Genomic DNA, 17886 nt, shown 5'->3' with positions numbered 1-17886 from the left:
GACTATTATGGCGCAACTTGCCCGTGGCTTAACGTCCGGACGGACCACACCACCCGGAAAATATTCAGCGAATCCACCTTAGCACTGTGCCTAACCCTTTGCAGTAAACCTGCGGTAAATTTTTCATTGCAATTTTCTTTTAAAGACGCCACACTGGATGAAATGACAACTCATCGTACCAGTGTAAAAACACGGGAGAACATGTATGTTAATGAAACGCGAGTCCTTTGTTGTGGATTTCTGCAAAGGCAAAATCGCTGAGTTTAAGTTTTGTATGCCAGGTTCGGTCAACAAATTATCTCAGCAAACCCTGCAAGATTGTCATGCGGCGCTCAAAGAGCTGGCGCAACGCGATGACATCGACGGCCTGATCTTTAGCTCCGACAAAGACCACTTTATTGTTGGCGCAGACATCTTCGAATTCCTGCCTACCTTTGACCGCCCTGAAGCAGAGCTGATTGAGTGGATCAAAGCGGCCACTGACGTATTTGACGCGTTAGAAGATTTACCTTTCCCAACCCTGTCTGCGGTCAATGGCCTGGCACTGGGTGGCGGCTGTGAGTGGGTACTTGCTACCGATTATCGTATTGCCTCTGACAGCGCCAAGATCGGCCTGCCAGAAGTGAAGCTGGGCATTATGCCGGGCTTTGGTGGTACCGTACGTCTGCCACGCCTGATTGGTGCGGACAACGCGATGACCTGGATCACCACAGGTAAAGAGAACCGCGCAGCCGATGCCCTGAAAGTAGGCGCCGTGGATGCGGTGGTTGCTCAGGATAAGCTGATGGACGCGGCACTGCGTACCATGGAACAAGCGGCAGCTGGCAAACTGGACTGGCGTGCCAAACGTCAGATTAAGCTTGACCCGCTGAAAATGAACCGCGTTGAGCAAGGCATGAGCTTTGCAATGGCAGAAGGCATGGTGATGGCCAAAACCAAAGGTCACTACCCGGCACCTGTGATGGCGGTTAAAACCATCAAGACTGCTGCCAATATGGGTCGCGATGAAGCCATGGCCGTTGAGAACGCAAGCTTCGCCAAGCTGGCCAAAACCGCTGAAGCGGCGGCACAAACCGGGATCTTCCTGGCCGATCAGTACATTAAAGGTGTTGCCAAGAAACAAGCGAAGCAAAGCCAGACTGACATCAAACAAGCAGCGGTACTGGGCGCGGGCATCATGGGCGGTGGCATTGCTTACCAGTCAGCGTACAAAGGCACGCCGATTGTCATGAAAGACATCAGCCAGGGCGCACTGGACCTAGGTATGGGTGAAGCGGCTAAGCTGCTGGGCAAAAAAGTCGAGCGCGGCCACATGAAGCTGGACAAAATGGTTGGCACACTGGCGCAGATCAAACCGACGCTGAATGACCGTGACCTGGAAGGCAGCGACATCATCGTTGAAGCAGTTGTCGAGAATCCGCAGATCAAGAAAACTGTACTGGCGGGTCTTGAGAAACAATTACCACAAGGCACCATCCTGACTTCAAATACCTCAACCATTCGCATTGATGAACTGGCTGAAGGACTGGAACGCCCAGAGCACTTCTGTGGTATGCACTTCTTTAACCCGGTGCCTAAGATGCCACTGGTTGAAATCATTCGTGGCGCGAAAACCTCGGATGAAACCGTTGCGGCTGTTGTCGACTACGCACTGAAACTGGGCAAGTCGCCGATTGTTGTGAACGACTGCCCAGGCTTCTTCGTGAACCGCGTACTCTTCCCTTACTTTGCCGGTTTCAGCCAGCTCGTCGTTGAAGGTGCTGACTTCACACAAGTCGATAAAGTGATGGAAAATGTCTTCGGCTGGCCGATGGGTCCGGCGTACCTGCTGGACGTTGTTGGGATCGACACAGCCAATCACTGTACCGGCGTGATGGCAGATGGTTTCCCAACCCGCATGGCACGTCAGGAGAAAGATCCGGTTGCCCACCTGGCCAACGCAAATCGCTTTGGACAGAAAAACCAGAAAGGCTTCTACCAGCATGCACCGGATCGCAAAGGTCGCCTGAAGAAGAGCAAAGACGCTGACGCCGTTGCCCTGCTGAGCGAGATTTGTGATGCACCGGCACAGTTTGACAAACAAACCATCATCGAGCGCTGTATGGTACCGATGATCAACGAAGTCCTGCTGTGTCTGCAAGAAGGCATTGTTGCCTCACCACAAGAAGCCGATATGGCACTGATCTACGGTATTGGCTTCCCGCCGTTCCGCGGTGGTGCATTCCGTTATCTGGATCAACTGGGTCTGGCAGAGTTCGTAAAAATCGCCGATAAGTACGCACACTTAGGCGAAATCTATCAGGTGTCGGAGCAAACCCGTGAGTGGGCAGCTGCCGGTAAAGTATTCTACAAAGTGGAGGGTCAGTAACATGGAACAGGCAGTAATCGTAGATTGTATTCGTACGCCGATGGGCCGCTCCAAGGGCGGTGTGTTCAAACACAAACGTGCTGAAGACCTCAGTGCCCACCTGATGAAAGGCCTGCTGGATCGCAATCCGGCAGTGGCACCGGATTCTATCGATGACATTTACTGGGGGTGTGTACAACAAACCCTGGAGCAAGGCTTTAACGTCGGCCGTAATGCCGCCCTGCTGGCAGGCATTCCACACACCGTACCAGCAGTCACGGTCAACCGTTTATGTGGTTCATCTATGCAGGCACTGCATGATGCGGCACGTGCAATTATGACGGGCGCTGGCGACACCTATCTGATCGGGGGTGTTGAACACATGGGTCACGTCCCTATGACGCACGGCAACGACTTCCACCCGGGTCTGTCGACGTCGGTTGCACAAGCTGCGGGTGTGATGGGTCTGACTGCGGAATACCTGGCCACCCTGCACGGTATTAACCGTGAGCAACAAGATGCCTTTGCGGTACGCTCACATCAGCGCGCCCACGCAGCCACGGTTGAAGGCCGTTTTGCGCGTGAAATTTTACCAATGGAAGGTCATGATGCCGATGGTGCGCCTGTGCTGGTTGAACACGACGAAGTGATCCGTCCGGAAACCACCATGGAAGGCCTGAGCCAGTTACGCCCTGTATTCAACCCGGCTTCGGGCACAGTGACCGCAGGTACGTCATCGGCTCTGTCTGATGGCGCATCAGCCATGCTGGTCATGAGTGAGTCGAAGGCCAAAGAACTGGGCCTGCCAATTCGTGCACGCGTTAAGTCGATGGCGGTTGCAGGTTGCGATCCGTCCATCATGGGTTATGGTCCGGTTCCTGCCAGCCAGAAGGCACTAAAGCAAGCTGGCCTGAGCATTGAAGACATTGATGTGGCAGAGTTGAACGAAGCCTTTGCTGCACAGTCTTTACCGGTACTGAAAGATCTGGGCTTACTGGATGTGGCTGATGAGAAAGTGAACCTCAATGGCGGCGCCATTGCGCTGGGTCACCCGCTGGGCTGTTCAGGCTCACGGATCAGTACCTCTCTGATCCATATTATGGAAGACAAAGGCGCAAAGTATGGCCTGGCGACCATGTGTATCGGTCTCGGTCAGGGCATTGCGACCGTTTTCGAGCGAGTTGAAGACTAAGCTAAACGACATTCCCTAAGATTTAACTTGGTGACCAAGGCAAGCTGCTTCGTGTAGCTTGCCTTTTTTCGTGATCGGGTATCTGAACTTGCATATTTATTTGTCACTTCAGGCGCGCTAGAATAGGCGCTTTATTTTTTAAAGGGTACCGCCATGAACTTTGACAACACTGACCACACTCTCGACGCGATTGGCTTACGATGCCCTGAGCCCGTGATGATGATCCGTGGCAAGGTGAGGAAAATGCAGGAGGGTGAAACCCTGTTGATTCTGGCAGACGACCCGTCTACTACACGGGATATTCCCAGTTTCTGTGAGTTTATGGATCATACTCTGGTGGCGAAAGAAGTGGATAGCGTCCCTTATCGCTATCTGGTGAAGAAAGGGAAATAACGCTAAAGCTGGTGCAACAACCCCACCAGCTATTTTAATTCCCGGACTACACGAGAATTGGACATTCGACGCAAGAGATCCAACCACGATGCCAGGTCGCTAATTCTTGTTGCGGGTTACCACCATTGATCGCCGGTGTTGCCTGCTCGGCCAGGACTTGCTTGCCAGAAAGTTGTTTAACCGCTTTTTTATTTAGTTTGATTTTCATTGTATTTCCTTGTTTTTATATTGTTTAACTCGGAATTAACAATAACAGAACAATTAAAAAAGCTCAATATTCGAGCAAAATAAATTACGCAACAAATTTATCTTTCCCGATATTAACTGAAATTGGTATTAATCACGCTGCACTATGATCTGTGGCGTAGCGCCTCTTAAATCCAGCGAAATTCGATACCACCCCTTTCTGTCGGGCATAAATCCAAAGTAGTTGTACACAGTGTCACAATCCGCGATAACCGGTTTACCCAGGCTCACTTTGCCATCATAGCGAAAGCCGCAGTTATAACCCGGCGTCCATTTCGCATCGGCAACTTTAAATTCGTACACTTTTCCCGGACTCATAAAGCGCACCCGTACACTGTACAATCCCGTCTGGGTCTGTGTTAGCCGATAGACTTCGTCGGCATCCCACAAAGTAAAGTCGCCACGTAAATACATCGGCCTGTCCATTACAAGAGACGCATTAGTGCTCGTTGTCGTCTGCCCGGAGGAACTATCCACTGGCTGATGTGGGGCCGTCGAACAGGCGCTTAAACCCAATGCCATTACTAACGCAATGATATGCTGTTTCATTGTTAATCCCGATCACAAAAATAAAAGCCAGCACGAATGCTGGCTTGTTTTAAGATTGGCTGCCTTAGTTTTGTAAGACAGAGATGTCCGCCGTATTGAGGAACAAACGGCTCAGCTGGCTAAGCAGTGCGAGGCGGTTTTGTTTAACCGCTTCATCATCAGCCATTACCATGACATTATCAAAGAAGTTATCTACCGCTTCACGCAGACTTGCCAAACGCGTCAGCGCTTGCTGATAGTCACCTTGTGCATAGACTGGAGCCAGTTCGGCAGTCAGCGCAGCCACTTCTTTCGCCAGTTGCTGCTCAGCTGCTTCTGACAACAACGCCGTATTGATTTCAGCGTCGCTGGTCACATTGTTTTTCGCGAGAATATTGTTAACGCGCTTATTTGCTGCGGCCAACGCTTCTGCCTGATCTAACGTTCTGAAATGGCTTACCGCTTTCACACGGCGGTCAAAATCAACCGGCTGAGAAGGACGACGCGCCAGTACAGCCTGGATCACATCAACAGCGATCCCCTCATCCTGATACCAGGCACGGAAACGGCCCAGCATAAACTCAAACACATCTTCACCAACATTATCGTTGCTCAGTTTGTCGCCGAACAGTGTACGAGATTTTTCTACCAGCGCATGAATGTCCAGCTCGAGTTCTTTTTCAACCATGATACGTAGTGCACCAATGGCAGCACGGCGCAGTGCAAACGGGTCTTTATCACCTTTGGGGATTTGGCCAATGCCAAAGATCCCAACCAGGGTATCGAACTTGTCTGCCAGTGCCACGGCACAACTGATTGGGTTTGACGGCAAGGCATCCCCCGCGAAGCGCGGCATATATTGCTCATTCTGTGCAACAGCAACCTCTTCCGCTTCACCGTCGATGCGCGCATAGTGCATGCCCATCACGCCCTGCACATCGGTGAACTCCATGACCATTTCAGTCATCAGATCCGTTTTACTCAACAAGCCTGCGCGCTCAGCCAGTGCTTTATCGGCACCCAATTGCTCAGCAATAAAGCCAGCCAAAGCAGCAATACGCTCGGACTTGTCTTTTAATGTGCCCAGCTGTTTTTGGAACAAGACTGTGCCCAGAGACTCCAGCCGGCTCTCCAGGGTTTTCTTCTTATCTGTCTCAAAGAAGAACTGCGCATCCGCCAGACGCGGACGAACCACTTTCTCGTTACCTGAAATAACAACACTCGGGTCTTTACTTTCAATGTTTGAGACAAACAGGAACTTGTTGATCAGCTTGCCCGCTTTATCCAGTAGCGGGAAGTATTTCTGATCGTCTTTCATCGTGTAGATCAACGCTTCCGCAGGAACCGACAGGAATTCTTCCTCAAACGACGCCACCAAAGTGACTGGCCACTCAACCAGGGCAGTCACTTCTTCCAGCAGGTCTTCATCCATCGCCACAACCGCGCCCAGTTTGTCAGCCTCTGCATTGATCTGTTCACGAATAAGCGCTTTACGTGCTTCGTAGTCGGCAATGACATACGCCCCTTTCAGGGTCTCAAATGCTTCATCAGCGTGATTAATACTCACCCGCTCAGGATGGTGAAAGCGGTGACCCTGAAGTTGGTTTGAAATGGCTTTACCTAATACTTCGCCTGTTACAACTTCACTGCCAAGTAACGCAGCGACGGTGTGTACCGGGCGAATAAATTGTGTTTTGTTAGCACCCCAGCGCATGGGTTTTGGGATAGGTAGTTTTGCTAATGATTTGGCAATGGTATCAGACAACAAAGCACTGGCCTGCTGACCCGCTACGGTTGCGCGATGTAACAACCAGGCACCTTTGTCGGTTTCCAGTGTCTCGGCTTCTGATACTTCAATACCACAACCACGTGCCCAGCCCATCGCAGCTTTAGTCGGATTGCCGTCAGCATCGAACGCTGCTTTCGTTGCCGGACCGCGCTTCTCAACCACTTTGTCCTGTTGCTGAGTTTGCAGGCTAATTACTTTTAAACCCAGACGGCGTGGTGACGCGTACCAGCTTATATCTTCAAATGTCAGCTCAAGCCCTGTCAGTTCAGCCTGCATATTTTCGGCAAATGATTCTGCCAGCTTGCGTAAGGCTTTTGGTGGTAACTCTTCAGTACCAATTTCAACGAGTAGATTTTCTGTGGTCATGATTAATCCTTACAAAGCGGGAATCCGAGTGCCTCACGGGCCTCATAGTAAGCCTGAGCACAGGCCTTAGACAGTGCACGCACACGTAAAATATAACGCTGACGTTCTGTCACAGAAATCGCATGACGGGCATCCAACAGGTTGAATGCATGTGATGCCTTCATCACCTGCTCATAGGCTGGCAATGGCAGTCCCGCTTCGATCAGCTTCTGACTTTCCAGTTCGCACTGGTCGAACTGCTTAAACAAAGCGTCGACATCCGCATGTTCAAAGTTATAAGTCGACTGCTCGACTTCGTTCTGATGGAACACGTCACCATAAGTCACACGACCCATAGGACCATCAGTCCAGACCAAGTCATAGATGCTGTCCACACCTTGTATATACATTGCAAGTCGCTCTAAACCATAAGTGATTTCACCCGTAACCGGCGAACACTCCAGGCCACCGACTTGCTGGAAATATGTAAACTGAGTCACTTCCATACCATTGAGCCAGACTTCCCAACCCAGACCCCAGGCACCCAGAGTTGGTGATTCCCAGTTATCTTCAACGAAACGCACTTCATGAGTCAGGGTATCGATGCCAAGTGCTTCCAGTGATCCCAGATACAGCTCCTGAATGTTTTCAGGTGACGGCTTCAATACCACCTGGAATTGATAGTAGTGCTGCAGGCGGTTTGGGTTTTCACCGTAACGACCATCAGTCGGGCGACGACAAGGTTGTACATACGCGCTCGACATTGGCTCCGGGCCAATCGACTTGAGGAAAGTCAGCGGATGGAACGTCCCCGCACCCACTTCCATATCCAGTGGCTGCGCGATCACACAGCCTTGCTGTGCCCAATAGTCCTGTAAAGCCAGGATCAACCCTTGGAAGGTTTTGATATCGTATTTTTGCATAGTTGGCTTATTTTTGTATGGTACATGGAACCCGATTTGCTCAATAAAGACCGCAAAGTATCGGGCTAATTATGTCTGAAAATTATGCTCAGTATACCGCGAGCGCCGCGCTGTTTTAAGCGTTATCACTAAAAAAGCGTGTAAAAATACCGCTCACCTATATTAGAATAAGGCCGGGCTGGAGAAGCTGAACTTCTCTCCTTAACTCACAATGTTCACCCCAAAACGTAAAAAAGCCACCCTGTGAGAGGTGGCTTTTTGTCGAGTGTCATGAATTGTGAGAATCTATATCATCAATGATGAGAACTCACACACACTTGTTTATACATCCAAGTTCACAACACGTAGCGCATTTTGCTCGATGAAATCGCGGCGAGGCTCAACCTGATCACCCATCAGGGTTGCAAACAATTGGTCGGCCGCAATGGCATCTTCAATAGTCACTCGTAACATACGACGTGCCGCAGGATCCATGGTGGTTTCCCACAACTGATCAGGGTTCATCTCACCCAATCCTTTGTAGCGTTGTGTATACAAGCCACGCTTCGACTCTGCAATCAACCAGTCCAGTGACTCAGCGAATGTTTCTACAGGATGGGTCTTTTCACCCCGTTGTACATAACCACCTTCGCTGATTAGATTAGCTACGGCCTTACCTGTATTCACAATACGCGCATAGTCTTTCGAGGTAATGAAGTCATAGTTCAGCGTATAGGCTTTATCTACGCCGTGCTGGCGGATATTGACCACTGGATAGTACATATGACGCTCATCATCGTAGCTCACTTCAGCGCTGTAGATAGTGGCATCTTCATCATACTTGTCCAAGTCAGCGACAAACGTTTGTATCCACTCTGTCACCTTAGTTTCATCACTCAGATCTGCTTCACTCAGCTCATTCTGATATAAGAGACGAGACATCATCGCGCGCGGATATTTACGTGTCAGACGGTCGATGACTTTCAGAGTTTTCTGATAATCATGCACCATGTTTTCCAGGCGGTTACCTGAGATGGCCTCTGCGCCTTCACTTGTATAGATGCTCGCGCCGTCTAGTGCCAGGGTGGTCAGGTAATCAGTTAGTGCAGGGTCATCTTTAATGTAACGTTCTTGCTTGCCTTTTTTCACTTTATACAGTGGTGGCTGTGCAATGTAGACATAACCGCGTTCGATGATCTCAGGCATTTGACGATAGAAGAAGGTCAACAGCAGCGTACGAATGTGCGAGCCGTCGACGTCCGCATCGGTCATAATAATAATGCGGTGATAACGCAGTTTTTCCGGATCGTATTCGTCACGGCCAATACCGCAGCCCAGCGCCGTGATTAGCGTGGCAACTTCCTGCGAAGACAGCATCTTATCAAAACGTGCCTTTTCAACGTTCAGGATTTTACCTTTCAATGGCAAAATAGCCTGATTCTTACGGTTACGGCCCTGTTTGGCCGATCCGCCCGCTGAGTCACCCTCCACGATGTAGAGTTCAGATTCAGCCGGATCGCGTTCCTGACAGTCAGCAAGTTTGCCAGGCAGACCAGCTAAGTCCATGGCGCCTTTACGGCGTGTCATTTCACGCGCTTTACGTGCAGCTTCACGAGCACGTGCCGCATCAATAATTTTGCTTACAACTGTTTTAGCATCACCCGGGTTTTCTAGTAGATACTCTGTTAGTTTTTCAGCCATTGCTTGTTCAACTGCGCCTTTCACCTCACTTGAGACAAGCTTGTCTTTTGTCTGAGATGAAAATTTTGGATCAGGTACTTTAACACTCACTACCGCAGTTAAGCCTTCACGCGCATCATCACCTGTCGCATTGCTTGCTGTTTTCGCTTTCTTGTTAAAGCCTTCTTTTTCCATGTAGTTGTTGAGCGTACGAGTCAGGGCACTACGGAAGCCCGCTAAGTGTGTACCGCCATCGCGCTGAGGAATGTTGTTAGTAAAACAGTAAATATTTTCCTGGAATCCATCATTCCACTGCATGGATACTTCTACACTAATGCCGTCTTCACGTTCTGAAGTGAAATTGAATACATTTTGATGAACTGGCGTTTTTTTGCGGTTCAGATATTCAACAAATGCCTGAATACCACCTTCATATTTGAAATGGTCTTGCTTATTTTCTTCACGCTCATCATTGAGAATAATGCTCACACCAGAGTTCAGGAAAGAAAGTTCGCGCAGGCGTTTTGCCAAGATATCGTAATGGAAGTTTGTATCAGAGAAAGTCTCCGCACTTGGCCAGAACCTCAGTTCAGTTCCGCTACTTTCAGCTTCACCAATCACACCCAATGGTGCATCTGGTACACCCATAGTGTATTTCTGCTGATGCACTTTGCCATCGCGACGAATTGTTAGTTGTAGTTTTTCTGAAAGTGCGTTAACAACAGAAACACCTACGCCGTGTAGGCCACCTGATACCTTATATGAATTATCATCAAATTTACCGCCTGCGTGCAGTACGGTCATGATGACTTCAGCCGCAGACACCCCTTCTTCAGGGTGTAGTTCCGTTGGGATACCACGGCCATTGTCTCGAACTGACACGGAACCATCAGTATGGATGGTAACGAAAATATCGTCACAGTGTCCTGCTAACGCTTCGTCGATGGAGTTATCGACGACTTCGAAGACCATGTGATGTAGTCCAGTACCATCATCAGTGTCCCCGATATACATTCCCGGACGCTTCCTTACCGCATCCAATCCCTTCAGTACTTTAATACTCGATGAATCGTAATTATCAGACATGGTGTATTCCAATTATTTTGTTATTAGGCGGCCATGTTCCACGTGGAACATCTCAACATTTCGTTTCATGGGTTCCACAATGGCCTGGATACTTTCGGAGTTTATTGCAGTAATAAACAGCTGTGACTGACATTCTGCAAGTAAGTGCGCGATGCTGAGCATCGTATCCTGGCTTAGCTCCGAAGGTAAATCGTCGATCAGCAATATGGATTGCTTCTCGGTCTCAGCCTCAATTAAGTTATTCTGTGCAATCTTTAACGCATAAAGAGTTAACTTTAACTGACCCCGAGACAATATATTTTCAACCCCGTGACCATTAGCATAAAAATTAAAATCGGCTTTATGCGGCCCCTTAGTTGTATAGCCAAGCTTGCTATCCCGCTCCAGCTGGGCGTTTAGCACATCAGCCAGTTCCCCTTTCCAGCCTGCGTCATAGCGCATTTCAAGGCCTTTAAAGATGGGGCTTATATCCCCTATCTTATCAAAAAAATGACGCTCAAACCTACTTATATACGCCTTTCTGAACATATTTATTTGCTCTGCCAGACGTACAAACTCTCGGTCCCAAGTACGTATCTGAAGCTGGTACTGAGGCGGCTTAGTTTTGAGTAACGCATTGCGCTGCTTAAGTACCTGATTGAAGTTTTTCCAGACGCTATAAAATTGATGTTCCACGTGGAACACCCCGAGATCTAGAAATTTTCTCCGCTCTTTTGGACCACCAAAAAACAACTCATAACTTTCCGGTGTAATCACCTGTGTTGGTAATATCTGCGCCAATTCTGCAATTTTTCTACTCGATTGCCCTTGGATCCGCAACTGAGTTTCACCTTGCAGGTTTTTGCTAATTCCAATGGGAATAGACAAACTATGAAGCTGTTTTTTTCCATGAACGATGCACTTATTCTGTTCATGACGGATCATAAGCTTGTGTTTGTTAGTTCTGAATGAACGTCCATTGGAAAGGAAATAGATGGCTTCAAGCAGGCTGGTCTTTCCGCTGCCGTTCTCACCTAAAATGATATTTATCTGATCGCTTGGCGAAAAAGAAAGGGCCTCAATATTACGGAAATTATTGAGGCTAATTTGATTTAAACTCATTTAAGAGTACACACCTAACTTCTAAAGGCGCATCGGCATAACGACATACATTGCTGAATCGTCGCTCGCCCCTTCAATCAAGGCACTGCTGTTAGTATCAGCTAATGTAAATTGTACATCTTCCGTTTTAAGCGTGTTTAATACATCCAGCAAATATGACACGTTAAAACCAATTTCCAGGTCGTCACCCTGATAATCAACTTCTACGGTTTCTTCTGCCTGTTCCTGCTCAGGGTTGTTCGCACTGATCTTTAACATGCTATTCGACAGGTTAAGACGTACACCGCGAAACTTTTCGTTCGACAGAATTGATACACGCTGAAACGCACTGCGCAGCCATTCACGGTTCGCATTCACCAGCTTGTCACCACCACGGGGTAACACTCGGCGATAGTCAGGGAAGCGTCCATCCACCAGTTTGCTGGTCAAAGTAAATTCAGGATCTAAAATACGAATATGATTGCTACCAAATTGAATGGTCAAAGGTTCATCGTCAGCTGGCAACAAACGCATGATCTCTTGAACCCCTTTACGCGGGATGATCAACTGGCGTTGTGTATTAAGCGATTCCGACAACTGATGTTGCGCAATCGCCAGGCGGTGACCATCGGTCGCAACCGTTTTAATTTCACTATTGTCGACCTCAAAGGACATCCCGTTCAGGTAGTAACGTACGTCCTGGTTAGCCATTGAGAAATGTGTTGCTTCTAACAATTGGCGTAGTTCCAACCGCGTGATCTGAAATTCAACCTCACCATCCCACTGCTCAAGATTAGGAAAATCTTCCGCAGCCAAAGTTGTCAAAGAGAAACGGCTTTGGCCACTAGTCAAAAGCAATTGATGTTCCTGGCTGCTTAATTGCAGCAAAGACCCATCGGGCAAACTCTTACAGATATCGAGCAATTTTTTTGCAGGCAAAGTAATACTCGCGTCTGCAACTTGCTCTTCCAACGTAACATTCGCAACCAGTTCAATCTCTAAGTCAGTGCCAGTCATAGATAACACACCTTCTTTTACCTCAACCAACACGTTGGATAAAATAGGCAGTGTGTGTTTTCGCTCAATGGCTCCCGAGACCTGCATCAAGGGTTTTAAAAACTGTTCTCTTGAAATCGTAATTTGCATACTAGGCCCTTAAGACGACAATGTTCTGATCAGGTTTTGATAATCTTCTTTCACTTCGTGACTTTCATCTCGCAGTGCTTTTACTTTACGGCACGCGTGTAGCACGGTTGTGTGATCACGCCCGCCAAAAGCATCACCAATTTCAGGCAAACTGTGATTGGTTAGTTCTTTAGACAGCGCCATCGCCACTTGTCTTGGTCGGGCAACTGATCGACTCCGACGCTTAGACAATAAATCAGACACTCGGATCCGATAGTACTCAGCCACAGTGCGCTGAATATTATCAATCGTGACGAGCTTATCCTGAAGTGCGAGCAAATCGCGTAGCGCTTCTTTTACAAACTCGATGGAAATAGGCCTGCCAGTAAAGTTTGCATTGGCTATCACCCGGTTTAGTGCCCCCTCCAATTCACGCACATTGGAGCGTAATTTCTTGGCAATAAAAAAGGCCACTTCATGAGGCAGATTGATATTACTCTGCTGCGCCTTTTTCATCAGAATCGCAACTCGTGTTTCCAATTCGGGCGGTTCAATGGCAATCGTCAGGCCCCAGCCAAAACGAGACTTAAGTCGATCTTCAACCCCTTCGATTTCTTTTGGATATCTGTCCGACGTAAGAATGATCTGTTGATTGCCCTCTAACAAGGCATTAAAGGTGTGAAAAAACTCTTCCTGCGATCGCTCTTTATTGGCAAAAAACTGAATGTCATCGATCATCAGCGCATCAACACTGCGGTAGTAACGCTTAAATTCTTCAATGGCATTGTTCTGTAATGCTTTAACCATGTCCTGAACAAAACGTTCAGAATGCATGTAGACAATTTTTGCATCTGGCTTTTTATCTATGATGCCGTTGCCTACCGCATGTAACAGGTGGGTCTTACCCAAACCTGTACCGCCATATATAAAGACTGGATTAAACGCTGACCCCGGGTTATCCGCAACCTGAGTAGCGGCAGCCTTTGCCAGCTGGTTCGACTTACCCTCAACAAAGTTATCAAACGTATAGTTTTCTTTGATGTTAGACTTCACCCCGGCAGATTTTGGGGCTGGTTCCACTTTAGTCGAGCTAGAGGCACCCGCCGGTGATGCAGCTGGTTTAGTCACCGTCCCGGCTTGTGTATTCTGACTACTCTCGCCTGAAGCCGGCGCACTATTGATCGCGCCAATAGGTTTACTACCTACATCAAATCGCAGTTCAGGCGCTTCGTCACCACAGATCTCTGTCAGTAACTCGCTGATGCGGTTTAAATACTTTTCTCTCACCCAGTCCAAAACAAATCGATTTGGCGCATAGATGGTCAAGGTATCTTCGGTACTTTCTGCTTGTAGTGGTCGCACCCACATATTGAACTGCTGAGAAGGCAGCTCATCTTGCAAAACATATAAACAACTTTGCCAAACCGACAGATACACGTCGCACTCCGAAATAGTTAATATTCCCGTACATAAAAACTCAGGATATAGCCAGATTTACCAACAAGGTTATACACAGCTAATCCAAAGGATCGACGGAAATGCTTGTTTATTATCATAAATACATAGGTGGAAGCCGGGTATTATGAGGGGATCTTATCCACAACATCAATATTGACTTTTTTAAAATTCAGGATCTTTCCCAGAAACAAACTCATCCGATTGTTTTTATTGATATTTTATTTTTCACCCTGTTTATTGATCTTAGCAAAAATCCACCAGGATCTCATCAAAAAAACTCGATCATTTTAAGTTTTCCAGAGGATGTTGCCACTTTTCACCCAGACAATGTGGAAAACCTAACTTTGATCTGATCTGAGTTGATCACACTTCAGCACCGATCAGATCCGATCTAAATGCAGAGTCTGATCGCTTATTCCAGGAATTAGATCCCACTCTATTCTATATATAGGTATAATGTGGCCTGTTTATTTCTGGGGATAGCAGAGCGAATGACCGTTTTTTGTTATTTCTGGCTAAAATCTATGCTTGATGGCGCGATTATGATTGACTTTCCTACGCTGCGGCATTAATATCTCGCGCTCGCAATGGCACCTGTGCCAGGATCGCGACCTGCATAGGATGTTTTAAACTTTAACCGATCGGATGGATTAGTTATGAAAAGAACTTTTCAACCTAGCGTTCTTAAACGCAAGCGTACTCACGGTTTCCGTGCACGTATGGCAACGAAGAATGGCCGTAAAGTACTAGCGCGTCGTCGTGCTAGAGGCCGTAAAGTACTTTCTGCTTAATATATAAGTGGAAGACTTTAGCTTCAGCAGGGAGTTACGTCTGTTAACTCCCTCGCATTACTCCCGAGTATTTAACGAACCCGCTCGCGCAGCAACTCCCTACTTTACTTTGTTAGCTAAACCCAATGATGTTGGACACCCGCGTCTTGGACTCACTGTTGCTAAAAAACGCTGTAAAAAAGCCTGTCAACGTAATCGTATTAAACGCCTTGCCCGTGAAAGCTTTCGCTTAAACCGTCATAAGCTGGATAACATAGATATCGTGCTGATGGTCAAAACAGGTGTTGATGAGCAAACAAATGAAGAGCTCAGCAAACAACTGACAAAATTATGGCGTAAAGTAAACGAGCGTTGTAAACCTGGTGCGCCTAAGCCCCCACCTCATAAACGCCACAATAAAAAGCGCCCAGCGTCTAATCAGCGTAAGCCCAAACAGCCTTAGCACCACAGCACAATGAACTGTCGTGTATTGTGCGATTAAGCCAGTGTAGCGACATTTGCATGCTCAGTTTGCACCGCAACACGTTACGCGTTTACTTCAAACCCGATAAAATCGGCGATTAATCGAGTTCAACTTACTGTGAATTCGCTAAAATCGCATAGGGCTCAATGGCTATTTAGACCCCGATAAGGTAAAGTTAGCTCACCTTTTAATCGCCAACTTCCCCTATGTATTCAGGGATTGGTTATCAGTCTGACGGCATTATCATGAATCACTCCCCTTCCACAGTATCATCGCGCCTAGTGCAGCGTTGTAAAACGTGGATCCGGTGGCTATTGTCGCTATGCCAGACACTGATCAAAACACTGCTGCTAGGTGTGATCCGTTTTTATCAGCGCTTTATTAGTCCGCTGCTGGGACCACACTGTCGTTTTACCCCAACCTGCTCTCATTATGCAATTCAGGCAATTAATTTACATGGAATTGCAAAAGGGAGTTGGTTAGCGCTTAAACGCATATTAAAATGTCACCCTTTAAGTGCAGGCGGGTCTGATCCCGTGCCTGCTAAATCAACGCAAGATAAACAACACGAGAAATAAGAGCTGTTATGGAATCGCAACGCACGTTTTTATTTATCGGCTTGCTGCTGGTCACCTTTTTACTCTTTACGGAGTGGTCAAAGGAACAAACCGCAGCCAATGCTGATACCAGTGCCGTCACACAACAAGTGGCCGGCCCCGCAAACAATGACCAGGCCGATGTACCGGCTTCCAGTCAGGCTGATGTGCCAATGCAGGCCACTGTGGCTACTCGCTCAGTCATTTCGGTAACCACCGATGTACTGGCAGTAAAAATCGACACCCGTGGGGGTGACATTGTTGAGGCGAAATTGCTACAACACGCCGAAACCCATGGCAGCGATCAACCTTATCTGTTATTGGGTGAGTTTGAAGGCAAAGAATACTTCGCACAAAGTGGTTTGATTGGCCTGAATGGTCCGGATGCATCAAGCCAGGGTCGCCCAGTTTACGAAAGCGCACAATCAAGCTACACACTAAATGGCGATGAACTGCGTGTACCGCTGACGTTTGTCGACAGTAAAGGCGTTCAGTTTAGCAAAACCTTTGTATTCAAGCCGGGGCAGTATGATGTTGCGCTGGAATACGATGTGACTAACTCAACTGCTGATCCAGTTCAGGTGCAACTGTATACCCAAATCAAGCGCACGGTTCAGGAAAAAGGCAGCATGGTTGACCAGACTTATCTGGGCGCAGCCTATGGCACCAGCGAAGAGCCTTATGAAAAATACTCTTTCTCTGATATGGCCGATGCTAACCTGAACAAAAATACTCAGGGCGGTTATGTTGCCTTTATCCAGCACTACTTTGTCAGTGCCTGGGTACCTGGTCAGGAGATAAACAACACCATTTACAGCTCGCTGCGTAATAACAACAGCATCATAGGTGTAAAAGGCGAAGCGACCAATATTCAAGCCAATAGCACCGCGCAGCTTACCGCCACTTATTTTATGGGTCCTAAAGACACCGATGCGCTGGAAGCCTTGCAAAAAGATCTCGACCTGACCGTTGACTACGGTTGGTTATGGTTTATCTCGCAGCCTTTGCTAGAGCTGCTGAAGTTTTTGTACTCTGGTGAAGGATCATTCTTTGGTCTGTTTGACATCAATATTGGTGGACTGGGCAACTGGGGCTTGGCCATCATTGCTATCACCATTATTGTTAAGTCACTCCTTTACCCGCTCACTAAAGCGCAGTATACCTCAATGGCTAAAATGCGTATGCTGCAGCCAAAAATGCAGGCACTGAAAGAGCGTTATGGCGATGACCGTCAGAAATTTGGTCAGGCAATGATGGAGATGTACCGCAAGGAAAAAGTAAACCCTATGGGTGGCTGCTTCCCGCTGTTACTGCAAATGCCTATCTTCCTGGCGCTGTTTTATGTATTCCTGGAGTCAACTGAGCTGCGTCATGCTGAATTTATGCTGTGGCTGACAGACCTGTCTTCAAAAGACCCTTACTATGTACTGCCTATCCTGTTTGGCGCCAGTATGTTCCTGACTCAGAAGCTGCAACCTATGACAGTGACTGATCCAATGCAACAAAAGATGATGACCTGGATGCCAGTTATCTTCTCAGTGTTCTTTATCTGGTTCCCGTCAGGTCTGGTTCTGTACTGGCTGATCTCTAACCTGATCTCAATTGCCCAGATGCTTTATATCTATCGTGGCATGGAGAAAAAGGGCATGAAGGTCCGCGGTTAATACCGAATATAGATTAAACCAGAAACGGTCCATTACGGGCCGTTTTTTTATGTCTGCGATTACCACCAAACGGCCAGTCTCACAGTCTCACAGTCTCACAGTCTCACAGTCTCACAGTCTCACAGTCTCACAGTCTCACAGTCTCACAGTCTCACAGTCTCACAGTCTCACAGTCTCACAGTCTCACAGTCTCACAGTCTC

Annotated in this window: 15 protein-coding genes; 7 read left to right on the top strand and 8 right to left on the bottom strand. The window is 47.8% G+C overall.

Translation table 11 applies throughout. The features are described 5' to 3' along the window. The first annotated feature begins 205 nt into the window (after nucleotides 1-205). From fadB to tusA, 3 genes are all read left to right on the top strand, one after another. Nucleotides 206-2368: a fatty acid oxidation complex subunit alpha FadB gene (fadB, locus tag NH568_RS23085; RefSeq protein WP_253110867.1), complete on the top strand. Its 2163-nt coding sequence runs from the start codon at nucleotides 206-208 to the stop codon at nucleotides 2366-2368. 1 nt (nucleotide 2369) lies between these two features. Next, complete coding sequence (fadA, locus tag NH568_RS23080) at nucleotides 2370-3539, top strand: acetyl-CoA C-acyltransferase FadA (protein ID WP_046004753.1); 1170 nt, start codon at nucleotides 2370-2372, stop codon at nucleotides 3537-3539. A gap of 153 nt (nucleotides 3540-3692) precedes the next feature. After that, on the top strand, nucleotides 3693-3932 hold the full coding sequence (tusA, locus tag NH568_RS23075) for a sulfurtransferase TusA (protein WP_253110864.1): 240 nt from the start codon (nucleotides 3693-3695) through the stop codon (nucleotides 3930-3932). 46 nt (nucleotides 3933-3978) lie between these two features. On the opposite strand, the gene NH568_RS23070 is transcribed toward tusA, so the two are convergent. From NH568_RS23070 to dnaA, 8 genes are all read right to left on the bottom strand, one after another. Then, nucleotides 3979-4140, bottom strand: a complete 162-nt coding sequence (locus NH568_RS23070; RefSeq protein WP_171045696.1) for a hypothetical protein — start codon at nucleotides 4138-4140, stop codon at nucleotides 3979-3981. Nucleotides 4141-4268: 128 nt separating this feature from the next. Then, nucleotides 4269-4727: a hypothetical protein gene (locus tag NH568_RS23065; RefSeq protein ID WP_253110861.1), complete on the bottom strand. Its 459-nt coding sequence runs from the start codon at nucleotides 4725-4727 to the stop codon at nucleotides 4269-4271. A 64-nt stretch (nucleotides 4728-4791) separates the two neighbouring features. Then, a complete protein-coding gene (gene glyS, locus NH568_RS23060) occupies nucleotides 4792-6861 on the bottom strand; it encodes a glycine--tRNA ligase subunit beta (RefSeq protein WP_253110858.1) in 2070 nt (689 codons plus the stop codon). A gap of 2 nt (nucleotides 6862-6863) precedes the next feature. Continuing rightward, complete coding sequence (gene glyQ, locus NH568_RS23055) at nucleotides 6864-7763, bottom strand: glycine--tRNA ligase subunit alpha (RefSeq protein ID WP_054016205.1); 900 nt, start codon at nucleotides 7761-7763, stop codon at nucleotides 6864-6866. Between the two features lie 321 nt (nucleotides 7764-8084). Beyond that, nucleotides 8085-10508 carry a DNA topoisomerase (ATP-hydrolyzing) subunit B gene (gyrB, locus tag NH568_RS23050; RefSeq protein WP_253110855.1) on the bottom strand — a complete coding sequence of 808 codons (2424 nt, stop codon included), beginning with the start codon at nucleotides 10506-10508 and terminating at the stop codon, nucleotides 8085-8087. Nucleotides 10509-10520: 12 nt separating this feature from the next. After that, nucleotides 10521-11609, bottom strand: coding sequence for a DNA replication/repair protein RecF (gene recF / locus NH568_RS23045; protein ID WP_253110852.1), 1089 nt, complete (start codon nucleotides 11607-11609; stop codon nucleotides 10521-10523). A gap of 21 nt (nucleotides 11610-11630) precedes the next feature. Then, nucleotides 11631-12734 (bottom strand): DNA polymerase III subunit beta, encoded by a 1104-nt coding sequence (gene dnaN, locus NH568_RS23040; RefSeq protein WP_253110849.1) that lies wholly within the window; start codon nucleotides 12732-12734, stop codon nucleotides 11631-11633. Between the two features lie 9 nt (nucleotides 12735-12743). Next, complete coding sequence (gene dnaA, locus NH568_RS23035; RefSeq protein WP_253110846.1) at nucleotides 12744-14150, bottom strand: chromosomal replication initiator protein DnaA; 1407 nt, start codon at nucleotides 14148-14150, stop codon at nucleotides 12744-12746. Between the two features lie 677 nt (nucleotides 14151-14827). On the opposite strand from dnaA, the gene rpmH reads away from it, so the two are divergent. The 4 genes from rpmH to yidC all read left to right on the top strand — a co-directional run bounded on the left by rpmH (nucleotide 14828) and on the right by yidC (nucleotide 17685). Continuing rightward, a complete protein-coding gene (gene rpmH / locus NH568_RS23030; protein WP_010384852.1) occupies nucleotides 14828-14962 on the top strand; it encodes a 50S ribosomal protein L34 in 135 nt (44 codons plus the stop codon). A gap of 7 nt (nucleotides 14963-14969) precedes the next feature. Then, nucleotides 14970-15404, top strand: a complete 435-nt coding sequence (gene rnpA, locus NH568_RS23025) for a ribonuclease P protein component (RefSeq protein ID WP_253110843.1) — start codon at nucleotides 14970-14972, stop codon at nucleotides 15402-15404. A gap of 335 nt (nucleotides 15405-15739) precedes the next feature. Continuing rightward, nucleotides 15740-16003: a membrane protein insertion efficiency factor YidD gene (gene yidD / locus NH568_RS23020; RefSeq protein ID WP_349288031.1), complete on the top strand. Its 264-nt coding sequence runs from the start codon at nucleotides 15740-15742 to the stop codon at nucleotides 16001-16003. Nucleotides 16004-16011: 8 nt separating this feature from the next. Then, nucleotides 16012-17685 (top strand): membrane protein insertase YidC, encoded by a 1674-nt coding sequence (gene yidC / locus NH568_RS23015; protein ID WP_253110837.1) that lies wholly within the window; start codon nucleotides 16012-16014, stop codon nucleotides 17683-17685. The last annotated feature ends 201 nt before the right edge of the window (nucleotides 17686-17886 follow it).

The sequence above is a fragment of the Pseudoalteromonas sp. XMcav2-N genome (assembly GCF_024124545.1).
In the GTDB taxonomy this organism is placed as follows: domain Bacteria; phylum Pseudomonadota; class Gammaproteobacteria; order Enterobacterales; family Alteromonadaceae; genus Pseudoalteromonas.
The sequence above is the reverse complement of the archived record's forward strand: the minus strand, read 5'-3'. Positions and strand labels throughout refer to the sequence as shown.

Bases quoted from the DNA above. Each gene is read 5' to 3' on its own strand.
- rpmH (WP_010384852.1), top strand. From the start codon at position 14,828: ATGAAAAGAACTTTTCAACCTAGCGTTCTTAAACGCAAGCGTACTCAC.
- glyS (WP_253110858.1), bottom strand. From the start codon at position 6,861: ATGACCACAGAAAATCTACTCGTTGAAATTGGTACTGAAGAGTTACCA.
- fadB (WP_253110867.1), top strand. From the start codon at position 206: ATGTTAATGAAACGCGAGTCCTTTGTTGTGGATTTCTGCAAAGGCAAA.
- NH568_RS23065 (WP_253110861.1), bottom strand. From the start codon at position 4,727: ATGAAACAGCATATCATTGCGTTAGTAATGGCATTGGGTTTAAGCGCC.
- NH568_RS23070 (WP_171045696.1), bottom strand. From the start codon at position 4,140: ATGAAAATCAAACTAAATAAAAAAGCGGTTAAACAACTTTCTGGCAAG.
- gyrB (WP_253110855.1), bottom strand. From the start codon at position 10,508: ATGTCTGATAATTACGATTCATCGAGTATTAAAGTACTGAAGGGATTG.
- tusA (WP_253110864.1), top strand. From the start codon at position 3,693: ATGAACTTTGACAACACTGACCACACTCTCGACGCGATTGGCTTACGA.
- recF (WP_253110852.1), bottom strand. From the start codon at position 11,609: ATGAGTTTAAATCAAATTAGCCTCAATAATTTCCGTAATATTGAGGCC.
- yidC (WP_253110837.1), top strand. From the start codon at position 16,012: ATGGAATCGCAACGCACGTTTTTATTTATCGGCTTGCTGCTGGTCACC.
- dnaN (WP_253110849.1), bottom strand. From the start codon at position 12,734: ATGCAAATTACGATTTCAAGAGAACAGTTTTTAAAACCCTTGATGCAG.
- fadA (WP_046004753.1), top strand. From the start codon at position 2,370: ATGGAACAGGCAGTAATCGTAGATTGTATTCGTACGCCGATGGGCCGC.
- glyQ (WP_054016205.1), bottom strand. From the start codon at position 7,763: ATGCAAAAATACGATATCAAAACCTTCCAAGGGTTGATCCTGGCTTTA.